This is a genomic window from Neptuniibacter sp. QD48_55 (assembly GCF_047778115.1).
Lineage (GTDB): Bacteria > Pseudomonadota > Gammaproteobacteria > Pseudomonadales > Balneatricaceae > Neptuniibacter.
The window spans coordinates 486,219-510,802 of record NZ_CP180555.1; the positions used below are offsets into that span (position 1 = coordinate 486,219).

The 24,584-nt window shown below is 46.5% G+C and carries 1 protein-coding gene; it reads left to right on the forward strand.

The features are described from left to right. Positions 1-117 precede the first annotated feature (117 nt). The gene (locus ACMXYW_RS02180; RefSeq protein WP_415905053.1) at positions 118-24,537 is read left to right on the forward strand and encodes an LEPR-XLL domain-containing protein; all 24,420 of its coding nucleotides are present in this window, start codon (positions 118-120) and stop codon (positions 24,535-24,537) included. The last annotated feature ends 47 nt before the right edge of the window (positions 24,538-24,584 follow it).

Below are 24,584 nucleotides of genomic sequence, written 5' to 3' on the forward strand. Positions count from 1 at the left end.
GGAACTACCCCATTGTTTTTTAAGAAGTATTTAGAACCGGATTGATGTGGCAGCGTCGATCCGGTTTTTCGGCATTTATAGACTGGTCTTCGGCAGGATCAATAGAGGGTATGAAATATGGCGATTAAACGGAATGATACGGCAAAAAGTAGGCTTAGGAACGCAGTTAACAGAGTAAATTTAGGATTGCCGAATCAAGGTGCCCAGAGACCTTTGTCTGCCAAAAATGCTTTGCGAAATGATCGCTTTAGGCTCGAATCGTTAGAGCCTAGGTTGCTCTTGTCCGCAGACCCTTTTTTAGCTACAGCCAATGCCGATCTAACAGTTCGCCTGCTTCAAGAAGATGACGTTACCCTCGTTCAGATCCTTGATAATAAAGCCGATTCTGAAGAAACTGCCGTGCTTCAGGAATATACCCTTATTGATGATACCGGTGCGACTGTTCTTGATAGTCTTACCATTGAAGGTGTTGATGGTTCAGATGAATCTCTTACCCTCGAGAATAGTCTACTAGATGACACCACAGGGCTGGTGATTAACTTCAATGGTGGTAGTGGTGATGACACCGTTGTAGGCACGAGTGCTGATACGCAATGGAGCTTGACGGGTTCTGGCAGTGGTAGCGCAGATAAAGGAAATCTTAATTTTACCGGTGTCGCGAAAATTGAAGGCGGAGACGGTGATGATACTGTTGCCAACGCTTCTGCTACTGCATCTTGGTCATTGACTGATACTTACTCCGGCTCCGTTAATAGTGTCAGTTTTACGGGTGTTGAAAATCTAACCGGTGCTGCTGGTGATACCTTAGATTATTCTGCTTATGGTATTGGTGTAACTGTCGATTTAGCTGGTGGTTATGCGACCGGTTTTGCCTCTGTTACTGGTTTCGATAACGTTACAGGTTCAAGCCACGCAGATACTATTGCTGGTAATGACAACGCCAACACTCTGATCGGTGGAGGCGGAGACGATACGTTGGTTGTTAATCGTGATGCAAATATCACATTAACTGATACGGAAGTTCGCTTTGATGGCGAGCTGGCAGGTTCTGGCGAAGACTCTATCTCTGGCTTCGAAGCCGCTTCGCTAACTGGTGGTGATGGCGACAACACGATCGATGCTTCGGCATTTACGGGCGTTAATGGCGTCAGTATTGATGGTGGTGCAGGCGCTGATACATTGACAGGTACCGGTGTTGCGGACCGCATTATTGGCGGTGAAGGTGATGATACCATCTATGGTGGTGCGGGCGCAGATGTTTATGTTGCATCAACTGACCAAGATATGCTTATTGCTGCAGGTGGTCCTGGTGATGCTGAGTTTAAAGCCGGTGCCATGAATGCAGGGGGGCAAATTAGCTCTCCGAATGATAAAGATACCTTGTACAGCATTGAATCTGCGGAGCTTACCGGCGGTGATTCGGCAAATACTATTGATGCAAGTGGGTTTGCTGGAAGTGTAACCATTGATGGTGGTGCCGGTGACGATAATATCACTGGCTCAGCGCAAGCAGATATTCTAACAGGTGGTTTAGGTGCCGATACTATCGAAGGTCTTGGCGGTGTTGATACCTTGGTGGAAAGCAGCAACGGCCATTTTGCATTGGTTGGTACTGCTGCTAGCTCGACTTTAACGTCTAGCAAAAACGAAACTGCGCTGATTACTCTAACTGGTGTAACTTCAGGTACTTTTACCCTGACCTTTGCTGGTCAGACAACCGCCGCTATTGCATATAACGCCTCAGCTGCTGAAATTAAAGCGGCCCTTCGTAGCTTATCTAATGTTGGTGAACAAGATGTCACTGTAGCACTGGGTGACATGGATGCTTCTACTGATCCTGTAGATGGAACAACTGAGTGGACGATCTCATTTACGGGCGATCTTGCTGATAGCAATGTGGCAGATCTAACCCTAGATGATACTAATTTGACTGGAGGATCTGCATCAGTAGCAGTGACTCAGCATTTTACTGAAGACGACACGATCACCAACGTTGAGGAAGCTGAACTTACTACAGGACAGGGCGCTAATATTCTGGATGCTTCCGGATTCTCTGGTTCTGTAACGCTGGATGCAGGTTCCGGTGATGATATTCTCCGTGGTGGTTCAGCCGCTGATATTCTGAAAGGTGGGTCCGGTAACGACATACTTTCTGGCGGTGCTGGTGAAGACGACATTGATGGTGGGACAGGTAATGACATCTTGTCGGAAACCGGTGATCGTCACTTTTATTTGACCTCGTCAGCCCTCTTTAATGCGGCAGATGCTGAGACCAGCTCGGAAGACGATGTTCTAACAGGTATTGAAGGAGCTGAGCTGACAGGTGGTGCTGGTGCGAATACGATTGATGCATCTGGTTTTAGCAATGTAGATGCTAATACTCAGCTTTATTACTTAAATAATGGCTTCGGCGTAGGTACTGGTCAGGGCAATGACCTCCTAGTTAAACTTGGTTCCACCGATATCGAAATAGATCTAAGTACGGCAAATACTGTTCAGGACGTGCTTGATCTTATCACGGCTGCTGATGCCGCGCTTACCGCAGTGCTGGATGGTATCGCGATTAAAATCACCAGTTCTGGTGCTGCTATTACTGAGATCAGTTCTCTTAATAATTCAACCACGGCTGAAGATTTAGGCCTTTCATTCACGGGTAGTTTAACAACAGTAACAGGCGATACTTTAGGTACGGGTAGCGTTGCGCTTTATGGTGGCGCTGGTGCGGATACGCTCGTTGGCTCGGGTGGTGCTGATGTTCTAATAGGCGGTCGAGGTGCTGACGCTATCGATGGTCAAGGTGGTAATGACCATCTGGTAGAAACTCATGATGTGAATATGGTCTTACGTGATGCCGACGCAGCAGATGATCATCACGCAGAGTTAGTTATCGACTCTGATACTGAAGATACCCTGAAGAATATAGAGCAAATCACGCTGACGGGTGGTGCGAGTGCAAACACATTAGATGCATCTGATTACTCGTTAACCTCGGTAACCCTTGCTACAGGTGGTGGTACAGATACTCTTAAAGGTGGTGCGCAGAGCGATACCTTTATTCTTGATGTTTCTAACCTTGATAATACCGATGCTGACCCTGCTAACCATGACAAAGTAACCATTAATGTTGGTGGTGGCACTGAAAATGAAGTAGTGGTTCTTGATACCGATGGATTTGTAACTCAAGACGATTTCGGTTGGGTCAATTGGGTAGATGATGCTGGTGATCCAGCGGCAGCAGCAGGAACGCAAACCCTTAAAGGCAATGATGACAGCGACGGTAACAAAAATAAGCTTGTTGTTAGCGAGAATATCACGCTGTCAGGAACAAACCTAAAACTCTTAGCTGACACAATAGAAATCAAAGGCTTCACCATCGATACTAGTGTAAATGGTGGAGTGTCCGGTGATATTTATCTTGAAGGTATCAACATCACAATTGATGAAGGTGCCCAATTAATCGCTAAGGACGATAATGCTGGTACTGCCGGTGATATTACGATCTATGGTCTGGATGACCGTCTAGACTGGACTTCCGGTTTCGCCAATATCGACTTTATTGAGTCGATTGTAACTATCGGGCAGACCGAAGGTGCTGGTGGCGAACATACCATTATCAAAGGTGGCGATGTTGTTGTTTATGCTCGTGCGAATGCCCAGCACTACATCAAAGATACTGATCATTGGGATTTTGCTCTAGATGATTATCTAGCCTTTGGTCTAGAAGGTATTGCTGAAGCGGCAGAGGGTTTTGCTCTGTTTGCGGCAGTGTCTTATGCGAAAGGTAATGCTCAAGTTAAAATTGGTAAAGAAACTGAAGTCGAAGCTGAGGACTTTATTGCTGATGCAACGTCGATTGTTAATGTTTCGGCATCACCAACAGGTTGGGCGTTTGCAGGTGCAGCGGGTGTAATCGATAACACCGCGAAAGTTGAAATTGATGGTCAGATCACAACGACTGATGATCTTATCGTTCGTACGAATGTGGATAACACCACCAACGTTATTGCGGATCCTACAGCTGCTGGCACTATAGCGACCAGTGTTGCTATCAGCGTAACCAATTCTGAATCTACTGCTCATGTGCAAGATAACGCCATCCTTAATGTCGGCGGCGATCTAACGGTTGATGCTAATACGGTTGATAAGAACCGTACGATGGCGCGTTCTATCTCAGGTGATACTGGAGCCTTAGGTGTAGCACTTGCATTTAGCTATGAAGATGGTAGTACAAATGCTTACCTAGACGGTACCGTAAATAGTTCTAATAGTATTTCTGTGACAGCCGAGATGGAGAAAGCTGCCATTGAAGCATCGGAAATGGTCTTTGTTCCTACCATTGTCAATGGTGTACAAGCTGTTTCAGCAACCGGTTCCGATTCTAAAGGTAACTTGCTCGAAGATACCGAAGCCACAGCTAAAGAGAAAATGACCGCAGGGGTTGATAGCCTAACCGGTGGTTTTATCACTAAGGTTTCTAAAGCTATCGCGGGTAAACTGAGCTCTGATCCTCCTGGCGACCCTTGGAAGTTTGATGCGAGTTTCAGTACGGCTGTTGTCATCGATAAAAACAAAGCTGATGCTCGCATTGGTGATGCTGCTTCAGATGGTGATACCGACAGTGGCGATATCACCTCTTCTGGTGATATTACGGTTAAAGCTGTTGTTTCTTCGCGTCCTGATGTAACTGCATCATCTAGTGCTGATGATGAGAATAAAGATGACTCATCCAAAGGCCCTCAAGCAAATACTGGCGGTTCCGTTGCGATGGTCGTTGGTATTTTCGAGAACGATGCTGATGCACTGATTAATAGCGGCGCTAAGGTTGATACCGAAGGTACGCTAACTGTCGATGCGCAGGCACTGAATCAGATCGATCCATTAGGTTTATGGGGCGCAAACCTAATAGCGCCACTTGTGTCTGGTGATAGCATTGAAGCAGATTATGATACGACGCAAGACTATGATCAGCCGATCAAACTTGAAGGTGTTGTTGAGGTTAAACAGGGCCACACAGCTGGTGGTAATGTTGGTTCTTTCTATGAATATACTGGCACTCATGAGCAGACCTTCGACCTTTCTGAGGTCAATTTCACTTCCGGTGATTGGAAGGAAGTAAATCCATTTGCAGAAAAATCATCAGGCTTTATTGGTCAGCTTACAACTTACCTTGATGATAATTTAGGTTTAGATAACAACCTGATTGATAGCTGGTCAGTCGCGACTGCTGAAGGGCAGAAACTGTCGTTGGCTGGTGCCGGTACTGCGATGTTTATCGAGCAGGATTCGGATGCGCGAATTAAATCTGGTGCTGAGATCAATCAACGTTTAGCTTCATCGGGTACACCGGGTGATGTCGTTGTTACCGCAAATAGCATCAACCACTTAGCTGCCTTGGGTGGTAACTTTAAAACCCCAGGCATCTCTTCGGGTAATACAACAGGTTCAGGTGAGAATAAACAGCGTACGTGGAAGCCTTCCTGGGAGAGTGGTGGTGCTGGATCATCTTCTGCAGATGGTGGAAGTGCTGCAGGTTTGACCGTTCTTTATCATGGCTTTACGGGTAATTCGACTGCCAAGATTGAAGATGGTGTTCTGCTTGATGCAGATGCTCTGAAGGTCGTCGCTGATAACGAAACTGTAGGTGTCACCTTTGGTGCGTCCGGTGGCCAGTCTGACAATATCGCCTTCAATGGCGCGGTTATTATCAATGAAATTGATAACAGCACGATTGCGCAGATCGCTGAAGGTGCGACAATTAATGTAGGCAGTGGTGATATCGGCGGTAGCGGCCCATCTTTGCAAGTTAAAGCTAAAGATGATGCCTATCTAATTACTGTTGCAGGTGGTATCGCTGCATCTGAACATGTAGGTGTAGGTGCCGCTGTATCTGGCAACATTGTCGATCGTGAAACTGAAGCACTCATTGGTGCTCGCGATGGCGAAGATGTTGCGACAACGAAAGGTTCTGTAACTGTAGCTGGCGATCTAACCGTTGAAGCCGATCACGAAGGCTTTATCGGATCGCTTGCGATCTCTGGTGCGAAAACATCCAGTAGCTCTACGCCCGAATCTGGTGGTACAGGTGTCAGTCAGAATAATTCGGATGGCTCAAAGAGCGAAACAGATGACCCGGGTAAACTGCCGAATAACCAGAAAAATTACGATAACGTTATTGCAGAGCTGAAAGCACGCTTTGGCGAAACGGATAGTTCGTCCGGTTCTTCAGGTAGTTCTACAGCGAGTGAAAATGCGGGCAAATCGGGCATTGGTATTTCTGGCTCAGTAACCATCAATTATGTTGAAGATGATGTTTGGGCTTATATCGACTCAAGTGGTGACGTCACTACAACCGATATTGATAGCACGATTACGATTAAGTCAGATGATTCGACTGCGATAGGCTCTCTTGCAGGTTCTGCTGCTATCTCTTCAGCTAGCGCAGGTAAGTCTGCTACCGGTATTGCAGGTGCTATTGGTATCAACCTGATTGGTGGTAAGAGCGCGGCATTTATCGATAATGCTGGCACTATTACTACACCGCGTTTGGATATGGATGCAACCCGCACAGGCTGGGTTGTTTCCATCAATGTCGGTGTTGCTGGTGCTACAGGTCAACAAGGCACTGCGGTCGGTGGTTCAGTAGCTGTAACACGTATTACTTATTCCACTGAAACAAGTATTACAAACACGCCTACTGTTGTTGTGAATGGCCATCTGTCTATGCATGCGGATGATTCCAGTAATCTTATTCTTGTAGCTGGTGCCGCTGGGTTTGGTGGTAAGTCTGGCGTAGGTGTTTCTGTTGCTTTCTCTGAGATTGAAAGCTCTGTTACATCGAAAATTGATAATGTTGATAGTCTGAAATACACATCCGGTTTAGATGTTAATGCTAAGGCAGACGGCTTACTCGTTGCTGTAACAGGTTCTTTAGGCATATCGGAAAGCCAAACTGCTGGTCTAAGTTTAGCAGGCACACTATCTATCAATATGGTTGATACCGATGTTGATGCGGCTATTTTAAATACCACTTCGACGACGGATTCTGCAGGCGACGTTACTGTTTCAGCGTTGGATGATTCTTCAATCTTCTCGTTTGCGGGTGGCTTTGCTGCTGGTGGTAAAGCTGGTTTAGGTGCAGCGCTTGCTCTGAACTTTATGACCAATACGGTCAAAGCCCGAGTTGAAGGTTCTACGATTCGAACTGATGGCAATGTTACGGTTAAGGCGCTTGAAAGCAGTTCATTAATTGGTATCGCACTGGGTGGTGCTGGCACTAATAAGTTGGCTATTGCTGCATCTGTTTCCGCAAATCAAACCGCTAACACCGTATCTGCAAAAGTACTTGATAGTACGATTGAAGGTCGAGGTGATAACACTTCGACCTCTGTTATAGCGCAAGATTCTTCAACTAGTGTAGGTATTGCAGGTGCAGGTGCAGGAGCGGGGAAAGTCGCTCTGGGTGCAAGTATTGGTGTTAACTTGATTGGTAATACGATCACGTCACAGGTGGATGATTCACTTATCCATATGACTGGTTTGAACTCCAATATCAATGTTACAGCGATAGCAGAAGAAGTTTTGGTCAGCGTTGCTATTGGTGGCGCAGGTGCAAATACTTTTGCACTAGGTGGATCTGTTTCGGTTAATGAAGTTACTAATACTGTAGAAGCTAAAGTAACTAATAGTTTGGATACATCTTCATCTGGAACGCCAAATAAAGGCCTTCATGCAACAGGTGATATCTCTGTGTCTGCTGCTGATAGCACAACAATGGTTGTTGTTGCTGGTGCGGGGGCAGGTGCAGGAACTGCTGCAATTGGCGCTGCAGTTTCCACAACCGATGTTGGCAATACTATCAAGGCCTATATCGATGGTTCTACGGTTAATTCATCTGCTGGCAATGTTTCTGTCACTGCCGGTTTTGCTGCGCCTACGACGGCAGCTGATCTTGGTAGTCTGGGTGTTGATACGGCTGACCTTCCAGATGAAACCGATACTAGTTCGCAAATCATCAATGTCACTGTAGCTGGTGCCGGTGCTAATACCTTTGCTGCAGGCGCCGCTATATCTTTGAATTGGTTACACAATAATGTTCAGGCCTATCTCAGCGGTGGTGCTGATGTAGATGCAATGGGCGATATTAAAGTTAATGCCCGTGATGACGCAGATATGATCAGTGTTGCTGTCGGAGCTGCAGGCGCAGGTACGACAGCAATCGGTGCTGCATTGGCTTATAACTATATTGGTGGTACGCCTGAGGACCCTAGCCGCACAGTTGATAGTAGCCGACTGACTGATGATGCCGGACAGGTACTTGCGTACATCGATAATTCACAAGTTGATTCATCCGCTGCGGGCGTCGAAGTGGCAGCCCATGCTGATACGAGCATTATTAATGTAACTATTGGTGCAGCGGGTGCAGGCACTGTTGCTGTCGCAGGTTCAGTTTCCATCAACTTTATGCGCAATATTGTGAGTGCCCAGATTAAAGGTGGGGCTGATGTATCCGCGCATACTGTTGTTGATGTTAGTGCGACTGTTACACCGATTATGATTATTGTTGCGGGTGGTGGCTCCGGTGCGGGCACTGCAGCTGGTTCTATTGCTTCTGCTACGAATGATATGCGTAGCAGCATTAGCGCAAGTATCGAAGGCTCTGGTACAACAGCAACGGCGACTACGGGTGATGTGAATGTTGCAGCAGAAGTACTAAGTACTAATCAGTTACCTACAGTAGGTGATGCTTCTAATCAGGCTGATACTTATGCAGCGAATGCTGCTGACCCAGACGAAAATCCAGATCCAATTTTAGATGCTCAGATTTGGAGTTTTGCTGTTAGTGGCTCTGGTGCAGGTACTGCAGCTGGCGCAGGCGCATTGAGCCTTAACTGGATTCGTAATGAGGTCGAAGCATACATTGCGGATAGCGCGACAGTTACAGCCAATGCCGGAGGTGTCAGTTTACGTGCATCTGATCAAGCAACTTTAAATTCTCTATCAGCGGGTCTAACAGGTGCTGGTACAGGCGCTGTTGGTGCTGCGGTCGCTTATAACTATATTGGCGGTGACCCTGACGATCCAACGTCTGATCGTAAGAATTTTGCGAAAGTTTATATTGATAATGCCACAGTGAATGCTGGCAGTTTGGCGATGAATGCTATTGCTAATGCCAACATTAATTCGCTTGCAGTCGGCGCATCTGGCGCAGGTACTTTTGCTGGCTCTGGCGCTTTATCGCTTAACTGGATTAAGAAAAATGTTGAAGCGTTGATCACCAACGGCGCTAAAGTAACGACAACCAGTGATATCACTGTTCGTGCTTCAGATAGTTCAACTATTCGTTCCGGCGCTGTTGTGATTGCAGGCTCAGGCACTGCTGCTGTAGGTGGTGCGGTTGCTTATAACGAAATAGCTAACACTATTTCTGCAGGTATCTCAGGTTCAGGAACAACGGTTACTATCACCGCGGGTAATAGCAGAGATATCGTGGTCGAATCCCTGTCAGGTTCTACTGTGAAAACTTTAGTAGCCAGCGTAGCTGGTTCAGGTACTGCGAGTGTTGCAGGTTCAGCAGGTGCGAACCTACTGGAAAGCCAAGTGAACGCTTTCATTGATACAGCAACTGTAACAACAGATGGCAGTATCTCTGTTTATGCGGAATCTAAAGATACATCCGAAGGTATTGTTGGCGCTATTGGTGCGTCTGGAACGGCAGGTATTGGTGGTGCCGTAACTGTAAATCAGTTGGATAATGGTACTTATGCTTTCATCGATAATGCGACTGTTGTAGCTAAAGGTCTCGGTGATGGCGTTGAGGTTAAACCTTCAGCAAATGCGGGTTCTACCGATACGGTCAATGGCGTATCCGTTCGTTCCAATGTTGCCACTAACTTAGAATCTTATGCTGGTTCAGGTGGTATATCAGGGACAGTTGGTCTCGCTGCTAACGTACTGGTTAACCGTGTTGCAAATACATCTGAAGCACGTGTTAAAAACTCCACAATCAATAACTCCACAGATCGTGGTAAGCATCTAAAAGTTAATGCTAACCAGGAAACTGATTTTGTCAGTGGTGGTGGCGCTGCGGGTGTAGGTCTTGCAGGAGGTGGAGCCGCTGCCACGGTAGATACTAACTTTATCAACAATACTACTCGTGCCTACATTGATGGTAATAGTAACAGTAAAGATATTTTGGCTGCTGAAGGTATTAGTGTCTCTGCAGTTTCAGATGAAGACCTGAGCACAGTAGCGGTAAGTGTAGGTGGCGGCCTTTATGTTGGTGCGTCCGGCACAGCTTCAGCCTTTAAGTCAAGTTCGCTTACAGAAACCTATGTGAATGCAGCTGATCTTAATTCTTATGGTGATATCACAATCAGTGCTGATTCTGATGTTGATATGAGCTTCGACGATGTTTCGTTAGCATTAGGTTCTGTTGGTGCTGGTGCTTCTGTTAGTGTGGCTCTGTTTGAGGGTACTACTAAGGCGTATACAGCAGGCAGTAGTTCTCTAGTCTCGGAATCAGACGGTGTTGGCGGAATAGGCGGTACTGTTTCTGTCACTGCTAATGCTAAGGAAAGCTCTGATGCTCTTGTCGCTGCAGGTGGAGCGGGTATTGGTGCAGCAGCTGCTTCAGTAGGAGTATTGAGTAGCACTTCACATACCTCAGCATATCTTGGCAGCTCTACGACAGTGACCGCGCTACAAGGCGTAACTGTTACAGCAGATCATGTGATTGACGTAAATAAAGAGAGTGCGAGCGCGATAGGCTCCGTATCTGTTGGCGGTGGTGGTATTGGTGCTTCAGTTGACGTAATCACCATTAATAACACAGTCGATGCACATATTGGTGCGGGATCAGTTCTTACAACTGTAGGTGCTGTCCGTGTAGAAGCGACAGCGACTAAGAATGTTGAATCTAATGTATTGGCCTTTGCTGGTGGCGCAACAGCTGGGATCAGCGGAGCGGTGTCTTATATTTCAATAGGCACGGGACCGGATGGTGATAATGATAATGAACTCTCAGCTTCACAATCTAGCGTAGCTTCAGGCTTTGGTAACAGTACTGTTAGTGGTTTAGGCAGTGACGGCTCTGCACAGAGAGCACAAGCGAAAGGTGATAGCACACTAAGCAGTGGCTCATTCTCAACCATAGATATTCAAGCTGATAACAGCAATCCATATAGCACACGTGCTTATATTGGTGAGGCCGTTACCATCCAAGGTGTTGATGGTGTTAATCCAGTAGATGGTAGCAATGTACGGGTGTCTACCGCGTCAGTGACGGTTAAAGCGGATGAGAACATTAATGTTGATGTTCTAACTGGCGGTGCTGCTGTGGGTGGTAGCGTTAGTGTAGGTGGTACGGTATCTGTTACATCTCTAGGCGGAAACACAACAGCATGGATTGGCAATGCTGGCTCTATTGAGACAACTGGTGCGGTCACAGTTGATGCTGATTACACGACCGATGTTGATATCGAAGTTTATGGTGGTTCTGCAGGCACTGTTGGTCTTGGTGCTCAGGTTGCAGTGCTAAACGATAGCAGCAATCAGTCCGCTTACATTGAAAATGGCACGAGTGATGCTGATGGCGCGCAAATTGTTAAGGCGAGTTCGCTAGATATTAACGCGGCAGCGAATCGTGATATAAACATTGATATTGTTGGCGTATCTGCGGGTGTTGCTGCGGCAGGGGCCGCGATTGGTGATGTGTCTGTTTCTGGTTCCACTACCTCATATTTAGGTGATTATGCTCAGGTTGGGCAAAGCGGCACTTCTGGCTTCACGGTTACAGATGTCAATGTAACGGCGGTTAATAATCTGAATGTGGATCTAGACGTTACTGCAGTTGCAGCAGGCTTAGGCGCAGGAGCTGGTAATGATGCGAATATCTCATACTCTCCAACGGTATCTGCTCGTATAGGTAAAGGCTCTGATATTGATGTAACAGGAACTGTTACTGTCTCTGCGGTTGCTACTCCAGAGATTGAAACCGATATGCTTGGTGTCTCTGCTGGTGGTTTAACCGTTGGTGTCTCTCTGACCGATGTTGATGTTAATGCTAATGTTTCTGCAACTCTAGGATCTGCTGACGGTACTGAGGGAAGTATCAATCTTGATGCCGCAGCCCTTAATGTATTGGCTGCCACAGATGTAAAAGATGGCGGCAATGGCATTAGTGCTGAATCTACCGGCTCTTCAGGTTCGCTAGTTGGTGTGAACGCAACCCTAAGTGAAGTCTCAACGACAAGTGTGGTTGAGAGCATCATAGGGGCAAACTCTAATTTGGTTGTTGCAGGTGCCGTAACTATTGCGGCGGTTACTGAAACTCGTCAGAAAGCGAACTCCGATAGCAATACCGGCGGTATTGTGGCTGCGGGTGCGAGTACCGCGACTGTCTCTTCTAACACGACAACCACAGCGCGTATTGCGTCTGATGTTGATATCGATGGCGGTAGCTTAAATCTAGTTGCTACAGGTAATGATGATAACTTCGCTGTAGCTGATGCTGGTAGTGGCGGTGTGCTAGCTGGAGCTGGTGCAGCAGTGACAACGAATAACACCAGCAATACTCAAGCGATCATTGATGGCGGCCATACGTCTGGTCGTAGCATTGATCTGGACGATGCCTCTAATGGCGCGGTAATGATCACAGCGGATCATACAGCTAAGTTCAATGGTAAAATCAGTACTGTAGGCGGTGGTGCCCTAGCGGGTAGCGGCGCTGAAGCAGATCACGATGTTAATGCCACCGTTAGTGTCTCTATTGGAGCGAATACCGATATGGATGCTCGCTCTATGGATATCTCAGCTACCAACGCTTTGAGTAAAAATCAGACGGGTATTGATGGTACTGTGGGCGGTGCTCTTGCGGGAGCTGGCGCAGATAGCGATATCGATCTGAACATTAACACTACGGTGGATGTTGGCGCTGACGCTAAGTTAGATGTAGTTGGGTCTGCGTTTGATCCGGGTAATCTATCTATTGCGGCGCTAAATAAACTGGATGTTAAGGATAAGATTACTCTAACGTCTGCAGGCCTTGCATCGGGCGTAGGTGCTAATGCAAATATCTCTACCAGTCAGGATTTAAGCCAAGTATCCATTGGCAGTGGCGCTCAGTTAAGCAGTGTTGGTGATGTGACTTTCTCTGCACGCGGTCAGGGTACTGTTTCTGCACAAGTAAATATGGATACTTACGGTGCAGCGACTGTAGGTATCGCGGACGCTACTGTAAATATCCAGCCGGTTAACCAAGTGAATGTTGGTACCAATGTTCAAATCGAAGCGGCTGGTGATCTGAACTTGTTAGCGGGTATTGGTACTGATAAAACACGTGACCAATATACTATCGAAGCACGCACAGATAGCTTTGCAGGAAGTGCAATCCCAATTGATGACGTTAATGCTTCCTCTACGTTGGTGCAGACTAACTCAATTACGGTGGATACAGGCGCTCATCTTAAGACGGCTCGTGATGCCAACCTATATGCTGAAGACTTCGGTCTGGCGCACATGACCGGTAAAGCAAAAGCGGTTAACTGGGCAAGTGCTGCAGGTGATGCAATTAATAGCGTTACAGGCGGCGGCGGTGCTGAACAGTATGATGGTTATATTCATTCAGATGCGACGGGTACGGTAACTGTTAACGGTACGATTGAGACAGGTATTAACCGTCATCAAGAATTAATCGTTTCAGGGATGGATGCCTTCGGCAATCCAATCATTTCATCTATTTCTGACGGTATTGAGTACACCGTTACATCTCAGGCACTCGAATCAACTTTGAGTGCAGAGTTGGCTGAAGCGCGTAAAGCTTATGCGCAGTATCAATACAGTAATGCAGAGCTGAAAGCTTATTACGAAACTGAAATTACCCGCATCGAGAATGAGATGTTGGCGAAGGGGCTGTTGGAAGTTGTTACAAACTCTGACGGTAGTATCAGTAAAAACCGTATTGACCAATCAGTTATTACAATTGAAGTAGCACCAGTTTGGGCCGAAGCGGGCATTATCAATGTACGAAGTGACTTCCTGTTGGGTAGTGGTACTTTTGATGCTCCAGGCGACGCTAGCATCACTATTACCAATAATTCGCCCGCCTTCCTCAAAATTCATGGTGCAACAATTCCTGAATCAACAGGTGGCTTGTTCCACAATGGTATTGAGGTAACAGAAGCGACGAAAACAGATGGCTACACGCTAATCAATGTTGCAGCTTCTGGCGATCCTGAAATTAATATCATCAACTATTATGAGCCAGGCCCAGGCGTTTCTGCGCCTACGCCAGAAATTCAGATCGTTGGCGATATTGAGAACCTAAACGGCCTCGTTAATATCCAAAATGATGTTAGCGGTGGTGATATTAAGATTACTGCAGAGATCCGTTCTAAGGATCTAAACATTGTTGCCGGCGGTAGCGTCTTCATTACTGGTTTGACAGATATCAGCACCGGCGGTGAGCCATATTCGCTTTGGAGTGAGTACTCTCCTGGTGAAAATCTCACCATGCAGGTAGAGGAAACTTACACCTACGAAATCTTTGGCATCACTCTAGAAGGCACACGTACCGTTACTAAGAACGTTGATTTTGGTAAGGGCCAAGGTGTTGGTGAAGTAAGCAGCAGTGATGTTACGGCGATTCTGAACCAGTCACCTGATGAAAACTCGATGATTTATGGTGATCGTGTTTATATCGATGCCGAATATATCAACCTCAACGGTATTGTTCAGAGTGGTCAGCAAGATATAACCCTTAACCTGACTCAGGCGAACATTGAAGCGGCCAAAATCAGTAGCAATGTTACTGCTAGTTCTGTAGGTCTGGTTAAACTAACAGATCTTTCTAACCGCTTCTTCGGTGTTTACTGGGATACCCAAAACCAACGTATATTGATCGATGAGGTGCGTGCTAGCGGCGGTGATATTGAACTTCGCGGCCATCTATTGAATACAGGTAAAGGCGAAGTACGTCTATTGAGTGGTTACAGCGCGATCAATGTAGCCAACTCCTCCAGCTATGATATTGAGATCTTAGGCTTAGATGTATCGCAACGCGGTGCAGGTACTTTGATCATGGCTGACAAAGCTAAAGGCAGCAGTAGTGACCCTCAGGTGACTATGTATGAGAAAACAGCCTTTGGTGATGCGACCACTACAGGTGCTGAATCTGTTATTGATCAGCTGAAATCTGCAGGTCATGAAGTGGGTGTTACGACCCTACTGTATATGGGTAACCAGTCTTCAATTACTGAAGCAGATGGTACGGTATTTACTAAGACCGCTTCTGGGGCAACGATTACGACATCAACCGGTCAGGTAGTGACTATTAGTAGCTCCGCGATTGCTAGCCAAACTAGCTATGAAGTGGGTAACTCTGCAAATGGTGTATGGCGTGCTGGTTGGTCTATTGATGTAGATAAGTCTATCTACCGTGAAACTATTCTATCCTCCTCATCTCTATGGGGAATCGACTTCCTATGGCCTGATCCAGCAGATATTAGCTGGGATCATGAGCGCGTTGATAGCCAGCCAGTATTGGCGGATGAAGGTATCTACTATTATCTGGATACCTCTGCGAATAAGTTTAATGACTACAACTACGAGAAAACGACGACTTCTCTATCTTCAGATGAGTATGAGAAGGATCACTGGACGACAAGTACTTGGTACGGCAAGAAAACTTACTACTCTCACTACGTACAGGAAGAGAAAGTTGCCGAAACCCACACTCATGATATCCGCGCTGATAATGATATTACTATCAAGTTCCAGGGTTACACTGAGGGGCAAATTAACTTAAGTACTTCCGGTAGCGGTTCTGATCTATTACTAAAAGGTCCGTTGGCTAACACGACTGGTACAACCAATGTAACGGCGTCGCAGGGTGGCATTTACATGCTATCAAGCGAAGCTTATGTTGGTGGCAAAAACATCAACATGTATGCCCGCGATGATATCGGTAGCGCAGTGTTGATGATGGCCTTGAATCAGACTGATGATGCTTCTTCATCATTCAGTGCTACTACTGTTTCTGGTGATATCTATCTGGATCAATTTACTGGTAGTTTGGCAATCGACACGATTACAGCGGGTAACCGTTCTGATGTCATTATCCAAGCTCAGCAAAGTATCACTGTAGCTGCAGGCGGTTCTGGTTTGATTACAGCAGGGGCTGTAACCTTAACGGCTGAAGGTGGTTCTGTAGGTAATAGCTCGTCAAACAAACTAAAACTTGATTCAGGTACCGAACTGCGTGATGCGGTTGAAGTATGGGCCAAGCAAAATATCTATTTAGCTGAAACTAGCGGTGATATGCACTTGTTTAAAGCAACGGCTGAAACAGGCGATGTGTATATCAGTGTGTTGGCTGGTTCTCTGCTTGATGCTAACAGTTCCGTGGAACGTGATGATCGTACACGAGAAGAGTTGATTAACTCTGTTTGGGCTGAATTGCAGCTGACAGATGGTACTGGTGCAAACGATAAGATCCAACAAGCTAAAGATGTCTATGCGGCAGGTAAAGAGAGTGAGTACCAATCTTACTGGCAGATTAGAAATGAGCAGTTTGGTGGTGTGTATGATTCGAATGATGCCGTTAGCCTGACCTCAGAAGAGGAATCTTATTACCGCACATTCTACGCAGAGCAAGGTAATACAGCTGCGGAAATTGATGCGGCTATAGCCACCCTTGAAGCGAAGAAATCATCTCAATACCACACTTTGCACTCCGAGTATGGTGCAGGCGCTTATGATGCAAATTACAGCTATACCCTGACCGCTGATGAAATTGATGCGATTGAAGGTAGCATTAAAGTTTGGACTGAAGACGAACTGATGAATCTAATTAGTGCCGGCTTACTGAAACCAGTAACCAGCACAACTGATAATGAAGATTCAAACGTTGTTGCTGGTGGCACAATTAACCTAAGTGCATCTGCAGGTGTCGGTGCAGCAGTTGGCGGCGTTACGATCGAAACCGATGGTGACTACACAGACGATGAAAAGTTTGCCCTAGCTGCAGCTGAGCGTTCAGATATCGCTTTCCTTACCAGCATTGAAAGTAAGAATGTTGAGGTGGATATCGATTCATCTGGCACAATTACCCGCGGTTCTGGTTCTTGGCTCGATGATGGATTTACTGCAGGTATGCAGATCCGCATGATTGGTGATAGTGCAAATGCGACAGAAGGAAGTGAATTCTTCGAAATCACCTCTGTTACAGCGAATACCATCACACTAAGTTCTGGATTTGATAGCAGCGAAGTAGCTCAAACTGTGACGGTTACGCAGGTGCTGGCTTCTCCAACGAATCAGACAATTATCGCTGCATCTGAAGATTGGAACAGCAGCTTTGTCGTCGGCGATGTGATTACTCTTGATGGAGTAAATTACCTGATTGACCGTTTAACGTCCGATCTGATCGAAGCCTCTCTGGCTGATGATAGTGTTGATCAAACTGGTGCGGTTGTTGTTGATAGCAGCCGTTATACAGCGTCTACAATTACTCATGTTGCAATCGATCAGCGCGAAGATATTAACGTTGACGATGCCCAATTAGGCGGCACGCAAACTCTAACAGTCAACGCTGGCACTAACTTGTACATTGGCTCTCAAGGCAAGTTGGATCTAACAAGTATTACTGCAGGCGGTAATGCAGATGATGCAGTACGCATCAAAGTTAAAGATGGTATTACCTCGAGCCAAGGTTCGGATACAACAGTTATCCGTGGTGGCCATCTGATCCTAGAAGGCGGTCAAGGTGGAATCTATACCGGCAGTGATGATTCTCCAGAAACACTGCGTATCGATCTCAATGATGGTGCTACGCTCACCGCTCGCGCTTCCCAGGGTGTCTACCTGAAAGAAGCCAGCGGTGATATGAATGTTGCGGGTATTTATGCAGCTAGCGATAAGGTTTACCTAGAAACCGAAAGCGGTTCAATGCTGGATGCGCTGGATAACGAGTATGAAAATATTCGCGCAAACCGTGTAGAGCTAGTTGTTGCAGGTGGTTCCGTCGGTGAAGCTGATAACGCCCTAGATGTTAATATCGTTGCAGCGCCTACTGCTGCAACCGGTACGGTCAATGTATTGGCTTCTGGTGATATCAATCTTGCAGAAAGCGATGGCAACCTAAACATTGATCACGTCAAATCAACAGGCGGCGATGTTCGCCTACAAGCTCATCAATCTATTATCGATGCGCTTGATAATGGCCTAGTTGACGGTGCGCTTCCGCAAGTGGATGTTGAAGGTGCAAGCATTACCTTAGTGACGATTCTGGGCACGATCGGTGAGGCCGATAATGATCTGGATATCGATACAGGTTCTGTTGAGGGTACGACCTTAACAACGTCGAGTTATGGCCATAGTTACATCACCGAAACCTTAGGTGATCTATACCTGAATACCCTTGAAGCTAAAAACGGTAATACTGCGTTTATAGCGGCTCCAGATGGCAGTATCTTAAATGGCCGAGCATCGGGTAGTAACGTCGCATCCGGTAAAGTTTATCTTGCAGCAGCTAACAATATTGGTGCTGTGGATAAATCTATTAAGACTGAAGTTGGTGGCGTAGAAGCTGAAGCGATCCTTGGTAGTGTTTGGTTAGATAATACTGGCGCGTTGACCGTTGGTGGTGTTCTAGATGTCAACAAGCCGGGTATTAGTGCTGGTGGCGCTATCCGAGTTGTAACTCACAGCCCGATTACACAGGATGAAGATATTACTGCTGTAGGCAATATCGAACTGATTGCTACAGACAGCACCGATCTGACAGCTGACTTCTTAACTATTAAGTCGGGCGTGACATTGACGACTGAAGCAGACGTTATCCTCTATGCAGGTGATGATCTGTTGATTGAAGATGGTGCGACCGTTCACGGTACCAATGTTTATATCTTGGCAGATAGCATTGATGTGAGTGGCGATGCGTTCACCTTATCTGAAGCGTTAACGAGCGTTGCTGATACAGGTGGTAGCACTATTACCATCTCTGGTTTGGTTACAGCTGATAATGCTATTCATACCCGCGGTGACGCTGAGAACGACACGATTATTGTTAGTGCTACCGGTGTGATGATCGCTGATGTTGAAATGAGCTTCAACGGTGGTTTTGGCGATGACAATATTCAGTTCTACGGAACGGTTTCTGCTGATGCTGCTGAAACTCACGCTGGTGTTGATGTTCTTATCGATGGTAACGAAGGCGAAGACACCGTCTTGATCGATGCCCTTCAGTTGGTTGGTGATACCCGTATTGAGGGCGGTGCTGATAACGATGCGATTACAATCAACGAACTACATAGCCGTACGGAACAGCTAGTTCTGGATGGTGAGTCCGGTACGGACAGCTACACTATCAATCGCACAGGTAACGATGCCGATTATGTGATTGATGTTGAAGATACCGGTGCTCGTGATAGTGGTGCTGATACCCTAACCATCAATGGTACCGCTGATAACGATACCTTCTTACTTCGTGCCAACTTTGTTGCGGCCCTTCATGGTGATCTGGACGCGGGCTTTACGAACAATGTAGAGCGTATCACTTACAACGAAAACATTAACGCTCGTCTGACTATTAATGGTCATGCCGGTGATGATGGTTTCTACAGTGATGACAACAGCAGTATCACCACGCTGGATGGTGGCGCAGGTGATGATACCTTCCAGATTGGTCAGCTTTACGGTGCTGATCGTCAAGCTCCGTATGTCGCTGTCGGTGACGAGATTGAAACGACAGAAACAACACTAGGCTTCTTGAGTAACGGTAACAGTTTACCAATGGTTGTATATGGCGGTGATGGTGAAGATCAGATCACGGTATACAGCAACAAGGCATTGACCAAACTGTACGGTGAAAATGACGACGATACCTTTGTTGTTCGTGCCTTCCTTAAGAAAGGAACCACAGAAACAGCAGGTGGTGGTGAAACTGAACTATTTGGCGGTGATGGTGCTGATAACATCCAATACAGCATCAATGCCCCACTTAAGATCGACGGTGGTGCAGGCAATGACACCTTAGTTGTGCTTGGTACTGAAGCTGATGATAACTTCATGATCACTGAAGATGGTATTTTCGGTGCAGGCCTTAATATCGGCTTTGAAGGTATCGAGTTTGCAGAAGTTGATGGTCTAGAAGGCGATGATAACTTCTTTATTCTGAGTACTAGCGAAGATGTTGAAACAACGATTATCGGCGGTTTAGGTAGCGATACCTTTAATGTTGCCGGCGATGTAACTGAAGATATTGTTTCGTACTCCGTAGAAGGTCGCAGTGGCTTTATTAACCACAGTGTTTGGAGTGATGATCCTCGCTTTAACGGTATCTTCGTTGATGGCGTATCCCTGAATGTTGCAGATGATGAAACCGGCAAAATTCAGGTTGATATGGTTGATGGCAGTCTGGTCGTTGATGAAAACGGCCTGTTAGATGACTTCTACGAAGTTTCTCTAACAGCGGCTAAACCAACAGCAGCTACGATTGCATATGTAACTGTATCTGCAGCACGCGCTTCTAGCAGTGATAAAGAACTACCAACGATTGGCGGAGGCGATCCTGCTGATAGCATCTTAGTATCCGTTGATGGTGTTAACTACTATGAATCATTAGTGCTGAACTTTGATTCTACTGCAGCAGATGGCTCCGTGGATGACTGGCTACGTAAGCAAAAAATCTACGTTAAAGGTGTGGACGACGGAGCGATTGAAGGTGAACGTACAGTTGTTATCAATCACAGTGTATTGAGTGATAACCCTGACTTTAATCACCTAGATATAAACAACGTTGAAGTGACTGTTTACGATAATGATCAAGCCGATCTGATCATTACTCAGTCCGATGTTGATTCCCGTGTGGTTGAAGGGGCTGCTTCTGGAGATACCTTCACTGTAGCGTTGACTCAAGCACCGGCTGATGGCGAAACCGTCACCGTTGTTCTTGCAGAGAAGAATGCCGCAGGCGAAATCGACTTTGATAAGACTGTCCTAACCTTCGATAAGGATAACTGGGATGATGCTCAAACAGTAACGGTAACGGCAGTTGACGATACTGATGTTGAGAATGTCTTCCGTTCGGCAGTTACTTTCACAACCACAACGGACCTTGCGGTAGGTTCTGAATTTGATGCGGTAGTGACTGATGAATTGCGTGTTAGCGTTGTCGATAATGACACGGGCACCGTAATAGTGACGCCGACTAATGGTTCTACCATTGTGAGTAACAGTGAGACGGATAACTACAGTTTGGTGCTCAGTACCGAACCTACAGATCCGGTAACTGTTAATGTACTGACTGATGGTCAAACTATCGTAAGTAGCGTAGATCCTCGCTTTAACGCAACTGATGGCACAGTGACCTTTACTGCATCTGATTGGGATTCTCCAGTTGAGATTGTTGTTGCGGTGAATCCTGATTATGTACCAGATGCTTCAAATCAGCCTGTACAAAATCCTCCGTTGCAGCCTCATACCTTGGATCAGATTCGCGGTAAATTGATCATTGAAGGTTCTGTTCCTGAGGGCAAAGAGCGTGCGCTATCTAAAGCGGTGATGCTACCTACTGAAACAGATGAAGCGTTGCCAACTGTTGATATCAATACTGATGAAGCGGCTCAAACAGATACGTTGTATATGTTCAACGATGGCAGCCGATCTGATGATACTGGTTTCCTAACGGATTCTACGATTACCGGTTTAGGCATGGGTGCAGGTGGCGTTCAGTACAATGACGTTGAAGTTGTTGAAGTGTTGAATGGTCAAGGTGACGATACCTTTACAGTCCAAAGCACAGCAGAAGGTGTAATCACCGTTATCCATGGTGGTGGCGGTGATGATGAGATCTATGTGACTGGCGGTGGCGGCGCATCAGCTCCGTTAATCTTGTTGGGTGACTCTGTACAGGATGGCTCTACCTACACATCGACCTCTGATGCGAAGACGACTAAAGGCCGTGAATTTGCCAATGCGGGTAATGACACGATTGATGCTTCCGGTGCGACAGGTTCCGTGGTTATTTACGGTGGTCAGGGTAACGATATCCTGACAGGTAGTAACTACGGTGATCATATTGCCGGTGGTTCTGGTAATGATGAAATTTATGGCCTAGGTGGTGACGACCATATCTATGGTGATGCCGGCTTTAACTTAGATCTAACTCAGCGCTTGAGCCTATCGACTCAGATTCTAACGGTTGTTAATACGCCAGATGGTGTTAATGATAACCCTGAAACCGCAGATACGTTGACGGTTGGTTCTGACACGATTGATGGCGGTGATGGCAACGATATTATCTTTGGTGACAAAGGTGTTGTTAATCAAGTTGCGGGTACAAATCGTATCCTAACCACGGCAGAAGTGGTTAGCATTACCACAACAAACCGTGACGAAGCAGCGAATGACATTCTGAAAGGTGGTGCTGATAACGATGTCATCATGGGTGGCCATGGTCAGGATGATATTGAAGGTGGCAGCGGTCACGATATCCTCATCGGTGACCATGCCGTTGTAGATTACAACGACGGTGATACTGATATTACAACGTTGGATTCTGTGACAACCGTTGAGTTGGTGAACGGCGATAACGATACCATCAAAGGTAATGAGGGCGATGACCTAATTATGGGTGGTATCGGCGCTGATAATCTATTTGGTGGTAATGGCGATGGTGGCGACGCTATCACCGTAAGTGATGACGACATTATCTTCGGTGATCATGCGACTGCATTATTGGCTGGAAATAGCTTTGTTCGTCTACTAACGAAAGAACAAACTGAAGGTGTAGCTGACCTTATCAAAGGTAATGAAGGTTCCGATCGTATCTTCGGTGGCGCTGGTGCCGATACCATCGAGGGTAATGCCGGTGGTGACTGGATCATGGGCGACTTCGGTGAGATGAAGCTCTACAGTAACGGTAACGTTGAGACTTTCTTCTCTGTCGATGAAGCTGGGGATGCGACTGCAGGTGATATCATTGATGGTGGCGAAGGTAATAACCGTGTGATCGCTGGCCTAGGTGAAGACAATATTACTACCGGTGGCGGTGATGACCATATCATCGGTGATAACGGTGTTCTTAACTACGGTGAGGATGAAGTAATTACTGAGGCATATACCGTTGAGCATGAGTTAGGTGACGATGACACCATCGAGTCTGGTGCAGGTGATGATATTGTCCTAGGTGGTAACGGCAATGACACTATTAGTGTAAGCGCCGGTAATGACAGCGTTATCGGTGATAACGGCTCGATTACCTTCAATCTTGGGATCCGCGATGTCCTACAAAGCACTGATACAACCAATGCTACAGGTGGTGATGACACTATCTCCTTAGGCTCTGGTGATGACCAAGCAATCGCAGGTGTAGGTAACGATACGGTTACTAATGAATCTGGTGAGACAATCATCATTGGTGATGATGGCTACATCGAAAACGATGGTAATGGCCGTTATCTAAATGCTTACACGGATAACTTCCGACTTGGTGGCGATGATAAGCTAACGGGTGGTGAAGACCGCGATATTATCTTCGGTGGTTTTGGCAAGGATGAGCTAGATGGTGGAGCTGGTGATGATCTAATGACCGGTGATGCCGGTATGGTCACGCGTAACACCGATACGATCGTACTTGAGTCTAAAGACTTGGAAGTGATCGACAATCTAGATGGCGATGATGACATTTTACGCGGCGGTGCTGGTCTTGATCGCATGATTGGCGGTGCAGGTGGTGATCTGTTCTACGGTAGCTTCACAGAAGATGTGATGGTGGGTGAATACGCTCGTTATACATTTGCTGCTGATGCAGAAACATCCGGTGAGCAGGCAACCTTCGTTATCACACTAGCTCAAGGCGCACTCGACCTAATCCGTTCATCACAAATTGGTTTGTATAAGAGCATTGCTCAGCAGATCTTCGATGCTTCTGATCTAGGTGAGGTAGCACGAAGCCGTACGGCCGTTACTACAGAGCTAAGTGATGATGCTATCGCTGCTCTGGGACGTTTAGGTGATCTGCAAAACTTCAGTGGTTCTGCTGCACCGGGTGTTGATGTCGTTATTCAGTTTGACCCAACTGCAGCTGGTGAAAACTCGGAAGAGCAACTACCAGAAGGGGCTATTGCTGAAGAGGGTGAGCTACCTGAAGATGCTCAACAACAAGAGTGTGAGCCTGGAGATGTTGAAACTGTTGAGGGTGAAGTGGTTGAAGGCGAAGAGGGCGCTGCCCCAGCTGAATGTGCTGCACCTGAAGCAGAGCAAGTTGAATCTGAAGAGGTTAAAGATGAGCAAGGCGAAGACTCCGAAGTCAAAGCTACTGAAGAAACTTCAGAACAAGCTGAAGACAATGAAGAGTCAGCGGGCATTGCTGCCAACCTAGAAGCTGCATTAGCAGGTTTCAGTGGCTGGGCCGTAATGAAAGCGAATAAAGCCAACTCGAAGAAGGAAAGTTCTAAACTTGATAGTGAATCATTAACGCAGCTGAAAGCCAGAAATAAGAAATCTGGTTACGTTAGCTGGGAAGATATTCGTAAGTAATTAGGATAGACTTTTCATAAGGGGCTGCTGCAGCTTATCTGCATGCA

Excerpts from the sequence above, each read along its gene's own strand:
- ACMXYW_RS02180 (WP_415905053.1), top strand. The coding sequence starts at position 118 with ATGGCGATTAAACGGAATGATACGGCAAAAAGTAGGCTTAGGAACGCA.